This window comes from Halalkalibaculum sp. DA3122 (assembly GCF_043951865.1).
Taxonomy (GTDB): domain Bacteria; phylum Bacteroidota; class Rhodothermia; order Balneolales; family Balneolaceae; genus JAMQKA01.
Map to the genome: position 1 here is coordinate 101,108 of NZ_JBINJF010000008.1, position 18,630 is coordinate 119,737.

General features: G+C 51.0%; 16 protein-coding genes. 11 read left to right on the plus strand and 5 right to left on the minus strand.

What is annotated here, in order from left to right; translation table 11 throughout:
• The first annotated feature begins 137 nt into the window (after nucleotides 1–137).
• From ACG2F4_RS07725 to ACG2F4_RS07740, 4 genes are all read left to right on the plus strand, one after another.
• The gene (locus ACG2F4_RS07725; RefSeq protein WP_395259643.1) at nucleotides 138–545 is read left to right on the plus strand and encodes a DUF4293 family protein; all 408 of its coding nucleotides are present in this window, start codon (nucleotides 138–140) and stop codon (nucleotides 543–545) included.
• 35 nt (nucleotides 546–580) lie between these two features.
• Nucleotides 581–1,471, plus strand: coding sequence for a DMT family transporter (locus ACG2F4_RS07730; RefSeq protein WP_395259644.1), 891 nt, complete (start codon nucleotides 581–583; stop codon nucleotides 1,469–1,471).
• Nucleotides 1,472–1,567: 96 nt separating this feature from the next.
• The gene (locus ACG2F4_RS07735) at nucleotides 1,568–3,985 is read left to right on the plus strand and encodes a TonB-dependent receptor domain-containing protein (protein WP_395259645.1); all 2,418 of its coding nucleotides are present in this window, start codon (nucleotides 1,568–1,570) and stop codon (nucleotides 3,983–3,985) included.
• Between the two features lie 307 nt (nucleotides 3,986–4,292).
• Complete coding sequence (locus ACG2F4_RS07740) at nucleotides 4,293–5,819, plus strand: transglycosylase SLT domain-containing protein (RefSeq protein WP_395259646.1); 1,527 nt, start codon at nucleotides 4,293–4,295, stop codon at nucleotides 5,817–5,819.
• A 180-nt stretch (nucleotides 5,820–5,999) separates the two neighbouring features.
• Here the strand turns inward: ACG2F4_RS07740 and ACG2F4_RS07745 are convergent, their stop codons facing one another.
• The 5 genes from ACG2F4_RS07745 to ACG2F4_RS07765 form a co-directional block, all read right to left on the minus strand.
• The gene (locus tag ACG2F4_RS07745; protein WP_395259647.1) at nucleotides 6,000–7,712 is read right to left on the minus strand and encodes a SpoIIE family protein phosphatase; all 1,713 of its coding nucleotides are present in this window, start codon (nucleotides 7,710–7,712) and stop codon (nucleotides 6,000–6,002) included.
• Between the two features lie 27 nt (nucleotides 7,713–7,739).
• A complete protein-coding gene (locus tag ACG2F4_RS07750; RefSeq protein ID WP_395259648.1) occupies nucleotides 7,740–8,135 on the minus strand; it encodes an ATP-binding protein in 396 nt (131 codons plus the stop codon).
• Between the two features lie 41 nt (nucleotides 8,136–8,176).
• Nucleotides 8,177–8,530 carry an STAS domain-containing protein gene (locus ACG2F4_RS07755; protein ID WP_395259649.1) on the minus strand — a complete coding sequence of 118 codons (354 nt, stop codon included), beginning with the start codon at nucleotides 8,528–8,530 and terminating at the stop codon, nucleotides 8,177–8,179.
• A gap of 405 nt (nucleotides 8,531–8,935) precedes the next feature.
• Nucleotides 8,936–9,454 carry a DUF4136 domain-containing protein gene (locus ACG2F4_RS07760; protein ID WP_395259650.1) on the minus strand — a complete coding sequence of 173 codons (519 nt, stop codon included), beginning with the start codon at nucleotides 9,452–9,454 and terminating at the stop codon, nucleotides 8,936–8,938.
• 90 nt (nucleotides 9,455–9,544) lie between these two features.
• The gene (locus tag ACG2F4_RS07765; RefSeq protein ID WP_395259651.1) at nucleotides 9,545–10,069 is read right to left on the minus strand and encodes an SPOR domain-containing protein; all 525 of its coding nucleotides are present in this window, start codon (nucleotides 10,067–10,069) and stop codon (nucleotides 9,545–9,547) included.
• 489 nt (nucleotides 10,070–10,558) lie between these two features.
• On the opposite strand from ACG2F4_RS07765, the gene ACG2F4_RS07770 reads away from it, so the two are divergent.
• From ACG2F4_RS07770 to ACG2F4_RS07800, 7 genes are all read left to right on the plus strand, one after another.
• A complete protein-coding gene (locus tag ACG2F4_RS07770; RefSeq protein WP_395259652.1) occupies nucleotides 10,559–12,034 on the plus strand; it encodes an ABC transporter permease in 1,476 nt (491 codons plus the stop codon).
• Nucleotides 12,031–13,080 (plus strand): ABC transporter ATP-binding protein, encoded by a 1,050-nt coding sequence (locus tag ACG2F4_RS07775; protein ID WP_395259653.1) that lies wholly within the window; start codon nucleotides 12,031–12,033, stop codon nucleotides 13,078–13,080. Before ACG2F4_RS07770 ends, ACG2F4_RS07775 begins: the two co-directional genes overlap by 4 nt.
• A 103-nt stretch (nucleotides 13,081–13,183) precedes the next feature.
• Nucleotides 13,184–13,462: a hypothetical protein gene (locus ACG2F4_RS07780; protein WP_395259654.1), complete on the plus strand. Its 279-nt coding sequence runs from the start codon at nucleotides 13,184–13,186 to the stop codon at nucleotides 13,460–13,462.
• A gap of 162 nt (nucleotides 13,463–13,624) precedes the next feature.
• Nucleotides 13,625–14,392 carry a lysophospholipid acyltransferase family protein gene (locus ACG2F4_RS07785; RefSeq protein ID WP_395259655.1) on the plus strand — a complete coding sequence of 256 codons (768 nt, stop codon included), beginning with the start codon at nucleotides 13,625–13,627 and terminating at the stop codon, nucleotides 14,390–14,392.
• Between the two features lie 34 nt (nucleotides 14,393–14,426).
• On the plus strand, nucleotides 14,427–14,939 hold the full coding sequence (locus ACG2F4_RS07790; protein WP_395259656.1) for a class IV adenylate cyclase: 513 nt from the start codon (nucleotides 14,427–14,429) through the stop codon (nucleotides 14,937–14,939).
• A gap of 459 nt (nucleotides 14,940–15,398) precedes the next feature.
• Nucleotides 15,399–16,898 carry a glycerol kinase GlpK gene (glpK, locus tag ACG2F4_RS07795; protein WP_395259657.1) on the plus strand — a complete coding sequence of 500 codons (1,500 nt, stop codon included), beginning with the start codon at nucleotides 15,399–15,401 and terminating at the stop codon, nucleotides 16,896–16,898.
• Nucleotides 16,899–16,959: 61 nt separating this feature from the next.
• Complete coding sequence (locus ACG2F4_RS07800; RefSeq protein ID WP_395259658.1) at nucleotides 16,960–18,516, plus strand: glycerol-3-phosphate dehydrogenase/oxidase; 1,557 nt, start codon at nucleotides 16,960–16,962, stop codon at nucleotides 18,514–18,516.
• Nucleotides 18,517–18,630: the final 114 nt, after the last annotated feature.

Consider the following 18,630-nt stretch of genomic DNA (forward strand, 5'->3'; position numbering starts at 1 on the left):
ATGATTTCCTTTTGGCGTATAACGGCAGGGAATTACGTAATTTCACGGTCACCGCGGCAGCTTTCGATAAATAGGGATGAGCTACTCCAAAAGATATTGTATCTTTGCGATCTGAATTTCAGATAAATTATTGAACCGTGATACAGCGAATACAAACTCTTTTTCTGTTTCTGGCTTTTCTATTTAATGGAACCGTATTTTTCAATCCGCTCTATTCCCACGCCATGCAAGACCCCAAGCCGTGGATCGGGACGGGGTTTGCCGTGGTACTGACGGTGGCGGCGCTCATGTCGCTTGGCTGCATTTTCCTCTATAAAAACCGGCCGGCCCAGATGACGTGGGTAAAACGAACCATGCTCATCCAGATTGCCAGCCTGGGCTGGGGCGCCGGTATCCTGTTTTCCCTGGGCGGATTTGGCCTGTTTTTATGGGATGAGCTGCTCGGGGTGGCGTTGCTGCTGCTGGGGCTTATCGCACAAATTCTGGCTCTTCGCAATATCAAAAAAGATGAGGAACTGGTTCGTTCAATGGACCGGATCCGATAGTTAGCCTGCATACTGAACCCCACATCTTGATCCCCATGCCCGACTCGTACCCGCGCCTAAAGGTCTTGACCGCACTGGGAGCCGGTTTGGTAGCGTTCGGATTTTCGCCGATCTTTGTCCGCTTCACCCCCGAAACCCCGCCCCTCGTGCTGGCTGCCTACCGCACTGTCATCGCCTCGCTCCTGCTTTTGCCTTACTGGTATATGACGCGGGACCGGGCCGTCACGCCCACAAAAGACAAGTTTTATGTATTCCTGGCGGGACTCTGCCTGGGCATTCATTTTATCTGCTGGATCGCCTCGCTCCACTATACCTCGGTGGCTTCTGCCTCCGTGCTGGTTACCATCCACCCGATCATGCTTATCCTCATAGAGCGCCTCTGGTTCAAGCGCAGCTTTGCGATCACCTCGTGGATCGGGGTCGGCATGGCCTTTTCCGGCTCGGTGCTGCTCGGAATCTCCGACAGCCAGATTGAAACCGACTTCTCCGACCCGCTGTTTGGAAATTTCCTGGCAGCCAGTGCTGCGGCCATTTTTGTGGTCTACCTGCTGATCGGACAGAAAATCCGGCAGAAACGGGAGTGGGTGGATTATGTATTCCCGGTCTACTTTTTTGCCGGTGCAACCTGTGTGATCACCGCCCTGGCCCTGGGCAACAACCTGCTGGAGATAAGCCTGATCGGGGCGGCCTCGGCTACCGGTATGGCGGTATTTCCCCAGATTATCGGTCACGGATCCATGAATTACGCGGTCAAGTATGTGTCTCCCACGCTCATCTCCACGCTCATTCTCACGGAACCCATTTTCGCTACATTCCTGGCCTATGTCCTCTTTGACGAGCTGCCGCCGATCACCTCCTTCATTGCCATGCTGATCATTATCATCGGTGTGGGCCTGACATGGAGGCGCAAGGCACGCAACAAGTAATAGTCCCCTCTTTATAGCATGATCATAGTATTTATACAAATGTACGCTCATTATACCTTCATTCGGATTTCCAATAACATCAGAATGAACACACCCATGAAGAAGCTGTTACCAATCGCAGTCCTGCCGCTGCTGTTACTTCCCGGACTACTGCGGGGCCAACAGGTCCAGGTGGTGGATGAGAACACCCTGCAACCTGTCAACAATGTTTATCTTTACAACCAGGACCAGGATAAAACTGCCATGACCAATATGGAGGGAAAAGCCGACCTTTCAGGCTTTGACCCGGGCGACTATATCACCTTTCAGCATGCCTCCTACAAAAACCTGGTACTCTCCCTTGAACAGATCAGGGAGCTGAACTACAGGGTAACGCTGGCCGAACGGTCGGTTAATATGGAAGAAGTCTTTATCTCCGCCAGCAAGTGGGAGCAGAAACAGTCCGAAATCCCACAGAAAATCATCCAGATCAGCACCGAAGAGATCAGCTTCAGCAACCCGCAGACGACCGCTGACCTGCTTCAGCAGTCGGGGAAGGTGTTTGTGCAAAAAAGTCAGCTCGGGGGCGGAAGTCCGATGATACGGGGATTCGCCGCCAATTCGGTGCTTATTGCCGTTGACGGCATCCGTATGAACAACGCTATTTTCAGGAGTGGAAACCTCCAAAATGTGATTTCACTTGACGCCAACGCGCTCGATCAAACCGAAGTCATCTTTGGTCCCGGTTCCATCATCTACGGGAGCGATGCACTGGGCGGGGTCATGAACTTCCAGACCAAAGATCCGCAGCTCTCCTTTTCGGAGAAATCCATCACCAGTGCGGGTTCAATGGTTCGGTACTCATCGGCCAATAACGAGCGCACGATTCACGGCGATCTCAACCTGGGATACCAGCACTGGGGACTTCTGACCAGTATAACCTACAGCCATTACGACGACCTGCGTTCAGGGGGCGACTTTTATGACCGCTACCCCGATTTTGGCAAGCGAAAGCAGTACCAGGCACGCATCAACGGCGTCGACAGGATCCTTGAAAACAGTGACGTAACGCTGCAAAAATACTCGGGCTACGAACAGCTCAGCCTGATGCAAAAAGTACGCTACAAGTCCGATGGAGCCTGGAACGCAGACTATGGCTTCCACCTTTCCACGACCAGTGACATCCCCCGCTACGACCGGCTGATTGAACGTGAGAACGGAGACAGCGGTCCCTTTGCCAACGCCGAGTGGTATTACGGTCCACAGATCTGGATGATGAATGCACTGCAAATCAGTGCCGCTGAACCGACGTCGCTGTTTAACAACATGAGCGGCACCTTCTCGCATCAGTGGTTCCAGGAGAGCCGCAATGACCGGGATTTCGGGGGAACTCACCGACGCAACAGGGAGGAGAATGTGAATGTGGTAACCGCCAATATCGATTTTGACAAACGGTGGAACGAGGACTACGAGCTCTTTTACGGGGTGGAAACCGTGTACAACTACGTGGCCTCCGAGGCTCGAACCACCGATATTGCCACCGGCCAAAGCCGACCGGAAGCGACCCGCTATCCTGACGGCGGCAGCCGTTATACCCAGTTTGCCGGTTACGGCAAATACCGGCATAACCTGTCAGACCGGGTAACCGCCATCCTTGGCGCCCGCTACAGCCATGTTGTGCTCAATTCCCGGTTCAGGGATACCCGGTTCTACGATTTTCCCTTTGACAAAATTGAGATTAATACCGGGGCGTTCAGCGGCAGCCTGGGCTTTACCTACCGGCCGCTGGACGACCTCCAGTTCAACCTGAACGGCACTTCCGGTTTCAGAGCCCCCAATGTGGACGACGCCGCCAAAGTATTCGATTCGGAGCCGGGCAGCGTGGTTGTACCCAATGAAAACATCAAGCCGGAATATTCCTACAATCTCGACTTTTCAATCATCAAGCGGTTTGAGGAAACCGCCCGTATTGAACTCAACAGCTTTTATACCCGGCTTCGCGACGCCATGGTTCGGCGCAACTATCAATTTGCAGGGCGGGATTCCATTATATATGATGGGGAACTGAGCCGGGTGGAAGCAATGGTCAACGCCGGGAAAGCGTACATATACGGTTTTAGTGCAGACCTGAGCCTGCAACTGGTCAACCATCTCCGTTTCAATTCCAATATTACCTACACAAAGGGGAAGGATATCACCAACCAGGAGCCCCTGCGACACGTAGCACCGGTTTTTGGACAAACCGGCTTCACCTACAAGGCCGAGCAGGTCAAACTGGAGCTCTATTCCGAATTTAATGCTAGCAAAGACATCAGCGACTTTTCTCCATCCGAAAAAAGCAAAACGCATCTCTACACTGAAGACGGGTCCCCCGGCTGGGCAACCCTCAATGCCAGGGCTTCGTACCAATTCAGTAAAAATTTCAGAGTCAACGCCGGGGTCGAAAATATTATGGACAAACACTACAGGCCATATTCATCGGGAATTAGTGCACCGGGACGCAATATTATTATCGCTTTACGCGCAAATTTGTAAGAATTCACGTTTCAGGATATCTTGCATACAGGAAAAAGATAAACGAAATACTGACAAATCACGTTAATAGCCTCGAAATCAGGTATATTCCCGGTTCTTAATAAACATTAGAGATGGATTAAAAGTATTGCTTTGATGTAATAATCAGTATCTTACGTGCCTGTAAAATGAGAGCACGTAGAAAAAAGAGGTTTTGACGAACCCATAGCGTTTGCAAAAACCTCTAACATAATCAAGTACTGATTAAGGTTCGACGTCGATAACAAAGCAGTTATCGATTCAATTATCGTTAACGAATAAAACATCTATGAATGCTAAACCTCATGAATTCTCACGCAATCTTCTTATACCTGCACTGGTCGCAGTGGGCATTACTGTCTCCACTTGCACCCAGCAACAGGAGGAGATTGTCGAACAGAATATCGATCAGGGGTTGAATGTATCGGTTACCGAACCAGTAGAGCGCGACTACGAAGAGATCAAGAATAGTGGAGTGTTGCGAATGATCACCAACTACAGCTCCAATACCTATTTCTTGCATCAGGGCATTGAGAGAGGATTTGAGTATGAAATGGTCCGCGAGTTTGCCAATGAGCACGACCTGGCTCTTGAAGTAGTGATTGTGGGGCCCAATCAAAATCCCTATGATCTGCTGAACAGCGGCGCGGGCGACCTTATTGCCGCAAATTATACCATCACGCCCGAGCGCAAACAGTATGTAAAATTTACCCGCCCGTACAATCTTGTAAACCAGCTCATCATTTTTTCTGATGACATAGAAAACCCGCCCTCAACGCTCGAGGCGCTGGCAGAACGCAACATCCCGATAACGGTGCGGCGAAACAGTTCATATTACAGCCGTCTCCAGGAACTCCAGCAGAATGGGTACGACCTGAACATCCGGCTCACGTCCAGCGACATGGATACAGAATCGCTCCTTTTTGAAATTTCGCGGGATGAGCACCAGGCCACGGTGGCCGACAATAACATGTTCCAAGCCTCCGGAACCTACATGAACGGCCTGGTAAAGGGACCGACTATTGCCCGGAATGACACCATCGCCTGGGCAATCCGGAATAATGCCAGCGACCTGGAAACCCGGTTAAATCGCTTTTTGTACAAACATTTTCGGTTTGGAGCGCAAGAAGGCCAGCCTAAACGGTCTACCTTTTTGAATGTATTGAGAAAACGCTATTTCGGCGGGGGGCAAGCCCAGCAGGTGGCCAGTATTTACAGGCCTGTTTCCGAAATTGAAGGCACCGGCATTATCTCACCCTACGACGATCTTATTAAATCCGTGGCCGATTCCGCCGGGGTCGACTGGCTGATGATCGCTTCCATAATCGCCCAGGAAACCAAGTTTAACCCCAATTCAAAAAGCTGGGCGGGTGCTGTCGGACTGATGCAGGTGATGCCGCAGTTTTCGCAGGTTGAAAATGAACAACTGCTTTATGACGCAGAGATCAATCTCCGGGAGGGCGTTCGCATTATCACCGAGCACCTGCGACACTATTCCTACCTTGACAGTCTCAACCAGTGGGCATTGGCCCTGGCTACCTACAATGCGGGGCCGGGACATGTAGCCGACGCCCGCCGGCTCGCCATCGACCACAACAAAAATCCCAACGAGTGGGAAAACGTATCAGACGCCCTGCTGAAGCTGATGCAGCGAAAATACTACAAGGATGCGCGCTTCGGGTTTTGCCGCGGCATAGAAACGGTGCGTTACGTCAAGGAGGTTATGAATCGTCACCAGACCTACGAAACTATTCTGGCCATGGCCGAACGCAAAAACCTGAATCAACAGCTCGGAATGGTGAATACTATTCAATAGACCCCCTTTGAACAGGAGCTGTATTGGCATACTTCCGGCATACAAAATATCCAGGCTGCTGGATGTATCCATTTTTTCGGGTTTAGTTATTTGTGACTGGTTATTCGTTATTTGATTTAACCAGTAACGAATTCCTAATCACCAACAACTGATATCTGCCGGTGTTTTCGGGTTATGCTGCTACAGCACTTTGAGTACGATCAGGGTGATATCGTCATACTGAGTATCTTCTGAAAATGCATTGACCTCCTGAATAATGGCATCCTGGATCTCTTTGGCCGCCCCATCCCTGTTTTTGCGCACACACTCCAGAAGCCGCTCCTCTCCATACTCCTCGGTTTGCTCCGGGTTCATCGCTTCCGTCACCCCGTCGGTATAAAAAACCAGGATATCGCCTTCAGACAGAATGATGCGCTCCTCATGGTAGGGAGTCGTTGTTGGCATCGCCCCCAGGATCAATCCACCTTCCTCCAGCTCGCGGGACTCATTTTCTCCTTTCCTCAGCCATATCGGTGGGTTGTGCCCGGCATTTACAAACCTGAAGCTTTTGTCCTCATTATAGTACTTCCCCCAGAAAAAGGTAATAAACTTGTCCGATGGCGTATTCTCATACATGATGTCATTGATCTGATCCGTAGCCTCGGCCAGCGTTATTTCAATAGGCAGCAGTACATGCAACATCGCCTGCAGGTTGGCCATGAGAAGAGCGGCCGGTACTCCCTTGCCCGTGACATCTCCAATGGCAAACAGGTAGTTGCCATCGGGGGTTTGCGCAACATCAAAATAGTCGCCCCCGACCTGGTAGGAAGAGACATTCGTAGCGGATAGGTCGATCCCCTCAATTTCAGGGATCGGGTCCGGCAGGAGTCCCCGTTGAATCGTTTTGGCGATATTCAGCTCCTCCTCCATGCGCTCCTTCTCGATACGCTCCTCCAACAGGTAGCTTTTCTGGATGGAAAGAAGGGCCAAGTTCCCCAGTGAGCGCAGGAAGTTGTAGTCTGACCGGGTGTAATCCTCCCCGTTGGCACGGGCTCCCACTCCCACCAGCGCAATGGTATCACGCTGGAAATTAAGACCGATAACCGCTTTTATTTCATTTTTTTTGAGGAAGGGGACATCCTCCTCCACCGATTCATCTACCTCAACAAGATCCTCTTCAAAATTGAACAGCGTATCTATCTCTTCTTGGGACGGCTGGCCCTTTATACCACTTGAGGCGGCCAGCGAACGCTCTTCTTCATGCTCCAAAATGAAGAAAAACTTCCGGATGAGCATCTGCCCGAGCATCGCGAACTTGAAGATCCGCACGATCTCATCGCGGTCCACCATCATGTTAAAATCCTTGCTCAGATCAAACAGGGTGTTTAACTCATACACTTTGCGATCCAGCATCCGGTTGATGCGCCGCAGCTCGGTAAACATCCGCGAGTTGGCAATAGCCACGGAAGAGATAATAGCCAGGCTCTCGATAAACTCCTGCTCATGATCGCTTAGCGGCTGCTTGTTTCCCTTTGCACCCAGACACAAAAATCCCAGGTGGTGATTGCTGGTCTGCAGGTTGAACAGCGTGCACTGGGTCTCTCCCTCAATTATTTCGGGCAGGGCTACATCATCCAGGTCTTGCCGTATTATGGATTGCTCCTTGACCCGTTCGGGCTCGGGAAATGATATTTTTGTTCCCTCTTCGGGACAATTCCTGCCTTTCGACTTCGTGACCACGTAATTGCCCTCCGCCGGCTGGTAGATCAATACCATCGCCTTGGTGATCAACAGCTTGCCCATGGTGATAAGCAGCAGGTTGTTCAATACAAAATCCATATCGTGCGACTCGATAAGCAGGCGGGAGGTCTCGAGAAGGGTTTTTAACTCAAAACGGCTGTGTCGATCTTCCATCTGATGATATGACTGGCTCAAAACAATTTATTTCTTTTTGGTCATACGAATTTTATTTAACGTGCCCTCTTTGGAGTACTCAACATCGTCCATCAGCCTTTTAATCAGGTATACCCCCACTCCGCCCCGCTTTTTCTGTTTAATCTTTTCACGCACATTGGGTTTAGAATAGGAGGAAGGGTCAAAGTTCTGGCCGCTGTCCAGCAGCGATACCCAGAATTCGTTACTGTTATATCCCAGTTTTATATCTACCGATCTGTTTTCATCATTGTTGTATGCATGCTTGATGATATTGGTATAGGCTTCATCTACCGCGAGGCGAATATCAGCGACATCCTGCTTGTTAAAGCCAAAATCGGTGGCGTGTTTAGCCACAAAATTTCGTACCTCTGCCAGGTGCTCCGTCGAAGCTTGAACCCTCATACTGTATATTGAATTAGGCTTCGGCAATTTTTTGGCAGGTTTTAGTGTTCATTCTCAAATTTTTCAATCGCTTCCTCTTCATCATCCAGGATGTCGTAGAGCGTGGGAAACCCCAGCAGGTCAAAGACGTTGTACACCTTTGCGTTCATGTTGGTAAGCTTTATATCGCCTCCCAGGCTGCGCACATCTTCAATATAGGCCATGAACACCCCCAACCCCGCGCTGGCGATGTAATCCAGATCACTGCAATTTACGATGATATGGTACTTATCCCGGTCGATCAGTTCACGCAAAGAGTCTTCCAGGTGTGAAGCGGTATGGGCATCCAGTTCGCCACTGAGCTCCAACACATCGAATGACTCTACTTGCCGATGGTTAATACTAAAATTTTTCATTTCGTCGCTGGTAAGGATTTAAGAAAACGCCATTAATTTTACTGACTCGTAAACATAAAAAATTTTGCGATTATCCATCGTGTCTATTTAAAGAAGTTGTACAACCCACCGAAAAAGAACTTTCTCTGGGAGGGGCATGAGATTTATACGGGGCTTTCTCAGAAAGGATTCAAAAAAATAGGACCTCACACGTATCAGGTGTGAGGTCCTGACTATTCATCAAGAGAGACGCTACTTGAGCGCACCGTAATTTAAGGAATAAAACAATAGGAACACAAATATTTTTATAGGCCTAAACACCTATGCCGCAAATTGACGTGGTTCACTCCACAAGAGGAGAAATCGGGGTTTTAAACGAAATGAGACGGCTAAACCCCTCTCAAATGTTTTCCCGTTGCGTAGTCATCAACTTTTTGGCGGCGGATGCGGGTACTTCCGGACCAGTTCACGGATCTTTTTTGAGAGTTCCCGGTAGGCTTCTTTTTCGCTTTTCAGTGAAAGGTCGGTGCTGCGCCTCCACACCAATTCGTCGTTCGCGGCATCCACAAAATCAAGAACCAGCCTGTTTTCTTCATATTCAGAGAATTGTTCGCCCCGGGCCAAAAAAGGGGCGGCCTTCCACCCGACCAGATAGTTCACCATGGGCGGTTCCGTACCAGTCTCTGTAACAACGTAATAAAAAATTATCAGGTCGGGCTCCGAACCGATAGAGGCGTAATCCAAGCCCGCCGAGGGTAAATGGAACTCCAGTGCTTTCTCAATCCTTGAGGAAAGCTGGGCCCACTTAAAGAGAGGGTTTTCGCTGCCAACCATCGCCCTGCTCCCTAAGCGGTAGGTTTGGTACTGCGTATAGTTTACAGTGGGATACACCGCCTCTTGGGTGTTGCGGCACCCCATTAATGCCATCGCAGATATACCAACCAAGCAGATACAGGTATATCTTAGCAGGTATCTCATAAAAACAAAGCACCGGTCAGGCAACCGGTGCTTTTCTGAAATTTATTTAACAAGCATCTAGTCAGACGCATCGGGGGTAGTCCCTTCTCCCTGAACTTCTGCAACCCAGTACTTTTCATCATATTCTTCCTGCAGTTGCTTGCCAATCTTGTCGGCCATCTCTGCGGTGGAAACTCTGCCCAGCCGCACCCGGAACCAGATATCACCGGTTTCTTCATTTCCATGCTTTACGACATATGCATTCGGGAAGCCGCGCTCCTGCCATTTTGAAACCTGGCCCTCCGCCTTATCACGGGAGCGCCACGCTTCTACCTGTACGGCCAGCGGGCCATTGGGATCGAATTCAATTTGCTGTGCCTCTTCCTCTTTTTTCCTGGCGGCTTCGAGGCTGTCAGCACGCGCCTGTTCGGCCCGGGCGATACTGTCCTGGCGTGCCTGCTCAAGTTTTTGCTGGCGCACTTGTTCAAGCGAATCCTGACGGGCCTGTTCACGCTGCCGCTGCTCTTCCTGGCTTGGTCCACATGCACTTAGCATTACAACCAACGTAATCGTAGTTAACAGGTAGACTGAAAATGATTTCATGGCAAAAAAATTAAGTTGCAGAGTTATTTAACTCCCGATGCAAATTATTTATCACACTCTCATCCGATAAATAATTGTGCTATGAGTTTTAAAGATATTAAAGCATAATATAACCATAAAGATATTATATATTTCTAAAAATATTTTTATTCCACAGACTCTTCTCAAGCATCTTACCACCGGGCGGTTAACAGGGTACCCACTCCACATCGGATCTTCACTTTAAAGTTGCGTAGAAACGCCTATCTATTTAGATTTGGTCTAAATTTTCAGCTGGTATAGAAAAGCTCCTTGCCATTGATATTAACACTGTTAACGCCTGTTGAATCACGCAGACTGTTCGCGACTCAACTGCTTTTTCAAATTCAATTTACCTGTAGGTAATCGATTCTGGGAATAAAACTACATAAAAAAAATACGCTTCCCTGGTACCTCCTTGTACCCGTTCTCCTTATTTCCATAGGCGTGTTGCTGCCACTGTTCTACCTTTTGATCAGGGCTTTCGGGGCCTCGGCAGAAACTCTGAACGATGTGGTGTTGCGGGTACGCAATTTGCGGCTGCTCGCCAATACCCTCCTGCTTACAGGGGGTGTACTTGTGCTGGATACCATGATGGCACTGCCACTGGCTTATCTTTCCGCGCGCTCTAATATTCGGGCGCGCAAACTGATTACCCTGCTCGGGGTTATTCCCCTGGCGATGCCGGGCTATGTAATGGCTTATGCTTTTATGGGACTGGGGGGCTATAACGGTACTTTTTTCCATTGGTTCGGGGTTATAGTTCCGCGCCCCAGCGGATTTTGGGGCTCGCTGCTGGTGCTCAGCATCTGCACTTTTCCCTATCTCTACCTGAATCTTCGAACAGCTCTGCTGGGGATGGATCCCTCGATAGAGGAGGCCTCCCGTTCGCTGGGTCACGATGCCAAGTCCACTTTTTTTCGTGTCATTCTCCCCCAGCTGAAACCGGCGTTTCTGGCAGGTTTTCTTTTGGTCAGCCTTCACGTATTCGGAGATTTCGGTACCGTTTCACTGATGCGGTTCGAGACCTTCAGTTATGCTCTCTATCTTCAGTATGTAGCGGCGTACGACCGCATTTACGCCGCCTGGCTCGCCCTGATGCTGCTCGCCCTGACCACCGCAGCCCTGGTCCTTGAGTACCGTCTGCTGCGCAAAGCCATTTTTTACCGGCTCGGACGCGGGGCCAGCCGGGAACGAAAATACCTGGAGCTCGGGAGCTGGAAATTCCCCGCCTATGCCTTTGTCGTTCTATTCTCCCTGGTGGCCATTCTGCTTCCACTTTCATCCATCGGCTATTGGCTGAATGAGGTCCCTTTCTCCGAGCTTTCCGATGACCTGCTGTCTTCATTTTGGAATTCGGTGGCCGCTTCGGCGCCCGCGGCGCTGCTTACCACCCTTATGGCCCTGCCCATCGCCTACGTGGGCGTGCGCTTCAAAAGCAATTTGACCAACCTGCTGGAGCGGGTGGCGTACCTGGGGTATGCGACGCCCCCTCTAGCCTTTGCCCTGGCATTTGTATTCTTTTCGCTCTATGTAACTCCATTTTTGTACCAAACGCTCCTGCTGCTGGTAATTGCTTATTCGCTCCACTTTCTGGCGGAGGGGATCGGTCCTATACGCAGTTCGCTGTACCAGGCGCCACCCCAGCTGGAAGATGCGGCAAAATCGCTGGGATACTCCTCGTTCAAATCATTTGTAAAAGTTACACTTCCGCTGCTTACCGGTGGAATTATTGCATCGGCATCTTTGGTTTTCTTATCCGCCATGAAAGAATTATCGATAACTTTCTTACTTTCTCCAATAGGATTCAATACGCTTGCGTTAAACGTATGGTCCTATACCGGCGAAGCGATGTTTGCGGAAGCCGCACCTTTTGCATTTACAATCTTAATATTTTCGACGCTTTTTGTCGGTCTTTTATTTTCGCGTGAATGGAACAAAATATGAAACAACTACTCAGGGTAGACCATTTGACCAAGGCCTTTGATGACAACGGGCCGGTGGTAGATTCGGTGACTTTCGAAGTCAGGGAAAATGAAATTTTTGCGCTGCTGGGCCCCAGTGGTTGTGGCAAAACCACCTGCCTGCGGCTTATTTCCGGGTTCGAACGCGCCGACGAGGGGGAAGTTTATGTAGAAGAAGAACTGCTCGAGTCCCCCGACCGGCACGTAGCCCCCCAGGACCGGGGCATTGGATTCGTATTCCAGGACTACGCCCTGTTCCCCCACCTTTCCGTGATCGACAATGTCGCATTCGGTCTTACCGATATTCCTAAACACAAACGGCATGTCTACGCTGAAGAGGTGCTTTGCCGGACAGGCATGGGCGACTATAAAGACCGAAACCCAAGCGAACTTTCGGGTGGGCAGCAGCAGCGGGTGGCCCTGGCCCGCGCCATCGCTCCCAAGCCCAAACTTGTATTGCTCGATGAACCATTTTCAAACCTCGATGCGGTTTTGAGGGAATCCACCCGCAAGGAGGTGCGCAGCATCCTGAAAAAAGCCGGCATGAGTGCGCTGCTGGTTACCCACGACCAGGAGGAGGCCCTCTCCTTTGCCGACCGCATTGCAGTGATGAACGATGGGCGGATCGAACAAGTCGGCACCCCGGAAGAGGTCTACTACAAGCCGAAAACCAAGTTTGTAGCCCAGTTTTTGGGGCGCACCAACCTGTTCCGTGTGGAGGCCGCGGGAGAGGAAGAAGTGATGACTGAACTTGGCAAACTGCATCTCAACTGCTGTGCCCGGGGGCGCGTGCTCTGCTCAATACGTCCCGAACACCTTACGCTGGAAAAGCCAAACGGCGCTGAACTCGATTCAGGCGTGGGCACGGTCGTCAACCGGGAATTCAAGGGCCACGACATCACCTACCATGTCATGTTGAACGGGGAGCGATACCTGGTTCACACCGATAACCGGCTGCTGTTCGATCCCGAAGACAAGGTTGTCATCAAGCCCCTGGAATCAGCGGTGGTATTGCAGGAAGATCAGTGAGTGGCATCGCGCTGTTTTAGCGGCGGTTCTTTAAACCGGGACAGCCATTCCCCTGAAAATTGCGTGGAATTCCAATTTACGGAAATACAACAAACAGCATATTATGACTTTTTCCGGCTTTCTCATTCTACTGGTAATCGCCGCTATCTGCGGGGCTCTAGGTCAAAGTATAGCCGGTTATTCAATGGGAGGCTGCCTGGTATCTGCAGCAGTGGGTTTTATCGGGGCCCTAATCGGCAAATGGATGGCTGCCGAGCTCGGACTAACGTACCTCCTTCCCATAAATATCGACGGGGAAACCTTTCCCATCGTTTGGTCCATACTCGGCTCTGCTCTCTTCAGCGTAGTCATCGGCTTGTTGAGCCGCGGTCGAAAACGATGACATCACCAGCAACCGCCGGATTCAGTTTCAGTCGATGTTACCCTTTCATCCCTTGGAATGGGAGGGCACCATAGCCGGACAAGCTTTTCCGGGTCCGGTGTTGAATTAACATTACCCGGAAAGCATCGATATATTCAAGCCGAAAGCTAACGAAAACACTGCATGGACCGGTCAGAACTTACGTTGTGGAACATTATCAGGAGCCTGTTCGGGATTACCGTTTTCTTCCTTGTCTTTCTCATGGCAACGCCGGTTATTGCCCTCTTGCTGATCGTTTCTGTCGGGAAACTCACCAATTTTCTGATGGAAAAAATTGGACCCCTGATGATGAAACCGGTATTTGCCGCCTCCGGCATCCGGTTCAATATTCAACAGCATGGAGAGCCGGTTAACAGGCCTGCTGTTTACCTGGTAAACCACAGCTCCACGGTAGACCTGCTGACGATTATTGCACTGGGACTTCCCCGTATTCGGTTTGTGGCCAAATGGGAGCTGCAGTACAATCCACTTTTCTTTATCGTGGGGCGACTGACCGGACAAGTATTTATCAAGCGGCAGGACCGCAAACAGGCGATATCCACCCTGCAAAAATCCTATCGGAGAATCAGGGAACAACGGCTCTCCATATTACTGGCCCCCGAAGGCTCCAGAAAACATCCCGGGATTATCGGTCCTTTTAAAAAAGGGCCCTTTCATATGGCGGTAGACCTGGACTACCCGATTGTACCAATCTATTTTGAAGGAAACCGGGAACTCAGTGCCGGCAGCTCACTGCTTACCAGGCCTGGAGAGGCCACCGCTCATATTCATCCCCCCATTGATACAACCGATTGGGAAAAAGAGACCCTGGAACAGCACATCATCGAGATACGCCGAAAATACCTGGCGTGGGCAGGGGTGGAGACAGACGAAGTGGACCCGGTCGCATGAGCACAGTCAGAACCTACATGCAAATTAGTTTTTTATGGATATCCTGAATGTTGAAATCAAAGCGCGGTGCCGCAATCCCGACCGCATACGGTCGCTCCTTGAGGAACGGGGAGCCGATTTCAAGGGAACGGACCACCAGGTCGACACCTACTTTAAAGTCCCCGGCGGACGGTTAAAGCTTCGGGAGGGGACCATCGAAAATAACCTCATTTTCTACGCGCGGGCGGATACCCCGGATCCAACGTCTTCAACCATCAAACTGGTGCCCTTTGAACACTCTGAAGAGATAAAATCCCTGTTGACGGCAGCCCTCGACCTGAAGGTAATCGTCTACAAACAGCGTGAAATCTACTTTGTCGACAACGTAAAATTTCATATTGACAAGGTTCGCGGGTTGGGTACCTTTGTAGAGATTGAAGCGATCGACCGAAATGGAAATATCGGGGAACTGACGCTTCGCCAACAATGTAACTTTTACCGTAAGCTGTTCAATATTTCGGACGATGACCTGGTGAGTACCTCCTATTCTGACATGCTGACGGAATAGCGGGTGGAGGGCGAGAGCATATAGCCCGCTAAATATTTTTTAACGCGCATTTCACGATTATTTATGCAATAATACTTTCACTGCATGTATCACAATAGTTTGCAGAGGGCTTTGCAATTTTGTGATCCACATTAATCAACAGCGTGTGCAAGACTGCAATATTGTCCCGCCTGCTTCGCCAAAGGGCAAACCAATTTTTCCGTAAAAAAGCAGGCTAACGGCATTTTTATAATTACATCTATTTATTTAATGTAAAGTGGACAAAAACCCGGTATATGGAATGAATCCACATTCCTCACACAAGCATGGTTGTACCATTGAAAGAATGGAGTTCGTCATGAACGACGCGCCGGGCAGGTGGGCACCCAAAAAATTTTAGGTCCGGGACCATTCCGGGAAAAAGAGACTGGAAGCCAGAGACAAGTGAACAAAAACAGAAGTTTTAATAAACCAGGGAACATGAGTAACCAACAATACATACTTGCATTCGACCAGGGAACCACCAGCTCACGCGCTATCCTATTTGACAACAAGGGCCGTATTGTATCGGTAGCCCAAAAAGAATTTGAACAATATTTTCCCCACCCGGGATGGGTCGAACACGATCCCAACGAAATCTGGTCCTCACAGGTATCGGTAGCTGCCGAAGTTCTATCAAAAGCTGGCGTCAAGGCCCGCGACATCGCGGCCATCGGCATTACAAACCAGCGGGAGACGACCGTCGTATGGGATCGAAAAACCGGGGAACCGGCCTACAACGCGATCGTCTGGCAAGACCGGCGCACCGCATCCCTGACCGACCAGCTCGAGGAGGAGGGACTCGGCGACCTGTTCCAGCGAAAAACGGGTCTCGTACTCGATCCCTACTTTTCGGGCACCAAAATAAAGTGGATACTGGATCACGCAGAAGACGCCCGCCGGAAAGCGGAGAAGGGAGACCTGTTGTTCGGGACCATCGACTCCTGGCTGATATGGAACATGACCAACGGAAAGACGCACATCACGGATGTTACCAATGCCAGCCGTACGCTGCTATACAACATTCATGAGCTGGAATGGGATGCTGAGCTGCTGGAAATTCTTGACATCCCGGAAAGCATGCTCCCCGATGTAGCCTCGAGCAGCGAAGTGTATGCAAAAACTGCAGACGACATGTTTGCCACCGAAATTCCCATAGCCGGTATTGCCGGAGATCAGCAGGCCGCCCTTTTCGGTCAAATTTGTACCCAAAAAGGCATGGCCAAAAACACCTACGGGACCGGCTGCTTTATGCTTATGAATACCGGTTCCGAACCGATACGGTCGGAGAACAACTTATTGACCACCATAGCCTGGCAGCAAAATGGCAAGGTGGAATACGCCCTGGAAGGCAGCGTGTTCATCGGCGGGGCGGTGGTGCAGTGGCTCCGCGACGGCTTGAACCTGATAAAATCCTCCTCTGAGGTAGAATCCCTGGCCGCCCGGGTCAAAAGTACCGATGGAGTCTACCTGGTGCCGGCTTTTTCCGGGCTGGGAGCCCCCCACTGGGATCCCCACGCCCGGGGTACCATGACCGGGATTACCCGCGGAACCACTGCTGCTCATATAGCGCGCGCCGCCCTCGAGTCGATCGCGTATCAGTCCACCGACCTGCTCAAAGCCATGGAGTCCGATTCGGGGATCAACCTGAAAGAGTTGCGCGTGGATGGGGGCGCCTCGGTCAACAATCTGCTTATGCAGTTCCAGGCTGACCTGCTGCGGGTGCCCGTAATTCGTCCCGAAGTAACCGAAACCACCGCGCTCGGGGCGGCATACCTTGCCGGGCTCGCAGTCGGCTTCTGGGAAAGCCGGGAGGAAATTTCTCAACAATGGAAAATCCAACGGCGATACGAGCCCAGGATGGAGCGTTCCAAAGTTGATGAGATGTACGCCGGGTGGCACCAGGCCGTAGAACGGGCCAAGGGATGGAAAAAAGACTAACATGGATTTGATGTCATTTTTTGTACATCCATTCTCTCGAATTTTAAAATTTTAGCTCATTATGGACAGAAATAAACTGGTAGATCAGTTAAAAGAGGATCCCGACATATGGGATTTCATTATAATCGGCGGAGGCGCAACCGGCCTGGGGACGGCGGTGGAGGCGGCCTCACGCGGGTACCGAACACTGCTGCTGGAACAGCACGATTTTGCCAAGGGCACCTCCAGCCGAAGCACAAAATTGGTCCACGGCGGGGTACGCTATCTCCGGCAGGGCAATGTGGCACTGGTCCTGGAAGCCCTCCGGGAACGCGGCTTACTTCGCAAAAATGCGCCGCACCTGGTCAAAAACCAGTCGTTCATTGTACCCAATTACGACTGGTGGGAAGGCCCATTTTATGGAATAGGCCTCAAAATTTATGACAAGCTGGCCGGCGACCTGGGGCTGGGTCCCTCGAAACACCTCTCCAAAGAAGAGACGCTGAAATACATTCCCACGCTGGAACCGGAAGATCTGAACGGCGGGGTTATCTACCATGATGCCCAGTTTGACGATTCCAGGCTGGCGATAAATCTTGTTCAGACCCTTTTTGACCATGATGGCGTAGGCATCAACTATATGAAAGTTACCGGCCTGCTCAAGGCCAATGACCTGGTAACGGGCGTAAAAGTGGAGGACCAGGAGGAAGACCACGAATTTGAGATCCAGGGACGGGTAGTCGTCAACGCCACGGGTATTTTCACCGACAGCATCCGTAAAATGGACAATCCCGACAACAATCGGATTATCCAGCCCAGCCAGGGTGTCCACATTGTGCTGGACAAATCGTTCCAACCCGGCGAAAGTGCCATAATGGTTCCCAAAACCGATGACGGGCGCGTTCTTTTTGCGGTGCCGTGGCACAATCGCATTATTGTGGGAACCACCGATACCCCTATCGATGAACCGTCGTTGGAACCGCGGGCCCAGGAGGAGGAGATCAATTTCCTCCTCACCCATGCGGCCCGCTATCTTACCAAAGACCCGGAACCGGAAGATGTGCTCAGCGTTTTTGCGGGTCTGCGGCCGCTGGTTTCGCGGGGCGGGAGCAAAGATACGTCCTCGATATCCCGGGATCACACACTGCTGATCGACCCCTCAGGGCTGGTAACCATCACGGGAGGAAAGTGGACAACTTACCGCAAGATGGCCGAAGATACCGTAGATGAGGCAGCCCTGGTGGCAGGACTTGATGAGCGGAAATCCAATACGGAGAACCTCCGTCTGCACGGATGGCTTAAAAATTCCGAGGCCGCCGAGCCCTTTGAAATGTACGGTTCTGATGCCCTTTCACTCAAAAAAATTGCGCAGGACCATCCCGGCTGGGGCGAGCCGATCCATCCCAACCTGCCCTATACCCCCGCCGAGGTGGTCTGGGCAGTACGCAGCGAAATGGCACGAACAGTAGAGGATGTACTGGCCCGCCGCACCCGGGCCCTGCTGCTGGACGCCCGCGCCAGTATAGAAATGGCCGAAACGGTAGCCGCCCTGATGGCGGATGAGCTCCAGACCGGTGAAGAGTGGAGACGGCAGCAGGTGCAGGAATATACTGAACTGGCAAACGGGTATCTTCTTTAGCAGATTTATCAGGACCCCCTGGAAAGACGACTCAAAAAACCGGTTTTTTTCCACTATTATTCATCTTCTTTCCCAACTTCCCCGGGTGAACGCGCTGCGAACTCCCGCCGGGCA

What these genes read in the sequence shown, in the direction of transcription:
- ACG2F4_RS07730 (WP_395259644.1), top strand. Translation starts at nt 581, where the DNA reads ATGCCCGACTCGTACCCGCGCCTAAAGGTCTTGACCGCACTGGGAGCC.
- ACG2F4_RS07735 (WP_395259645.1), top strand. Translation starts at nt 1,568, where the DNA reads ATGAAGAAGCTGTTACCAATCGCAGTCCTGCCGCTGCTGTTACTTCCC.
- ACG2F4_RS07740 (WP_395259646.1), top strand. Translation starts at nt 4,293, where the DNA reads ATGAATGCTAAACCTCATGAATTCTCACGCAATCTTCTTATACCTGCA.
- ACG2F4_RS07745 (WP_395259647.1), bottom strand. Translation starts at nt 7,712, where the DNA reads ATGGAAGATCGACACAGCCGTTTTGAGTTAAAAACCCTTCTCGAGACC.
- ACG2F4_RS07750 (WP_395259648.1), bottom strand. Translation starts at nt 8,135, where the DNA reads ATGAGGGTTCAAGCTTCGACGGAGCACCTGGCAGAGGTACGAAATTTT.
- ACG2F4_RS07755 (WP_395259649.1), bottom strand. Translation starts at nt 8,530, where the DNA reads ATGAAAAATTTTAGTATTAACCATCGGCAAGTAGAGTCATTCGATGTG.
- ACG2F4_RS07765 (WP_395259651.1), bottom strand. Translation starts at nt 10,069, where the DNA reads ATGAAATCATTTTCAGTCTACCTGTTAACTACGATTACGTTGGTTGTA.
- ACG2F4_RS07775 (WP_395259653.1), top strand. Translation starts at nt 12,031, where the DNA reads ATGAAACAACTACTCAGGGTAGACCATTTGACCAAGGCCTTTGATGAC.
- ACG2F4_RS07780 (WP_395259654.1), top strand. Translation starts at nt 13,184, where the DNA reads ATGACTTTTTCCGGCTTTCTCATTCTACTGGTAATCGCCGCTATCTGC.
- ACG2F4_RS07785 (WP_395259655.1), top strand. Translation starts at nt 13,625, where the DNA reads ATGGACCGGTCAGAACTTACGTTGTGGAACATTATCAGGAGCCTGTTC.
- ACG2F4_RS07790 (WP_395259656.1), top strand. Translation starts at nt 14,427, where the DNA reads ATGGATATCCTGAATGTTGAAATCAAAGCGCGGTGCCGCAATCCCGAC.
- glpK (WP_395259657.1), top strand. Translation starts at nt 15,399, where the DNA reads ATGAGTAACCAACAATACATACTTGCATTCGACCAGGGAACCACCAGC.
- ACG2F4_RS07800 (WP_395259658.1), top strand. Translation starts at nt 16,960, where the DNA reads ATGGACAGAAATAAACTGGTAGATCAGTTAAAAGAGGATCCCGACATA.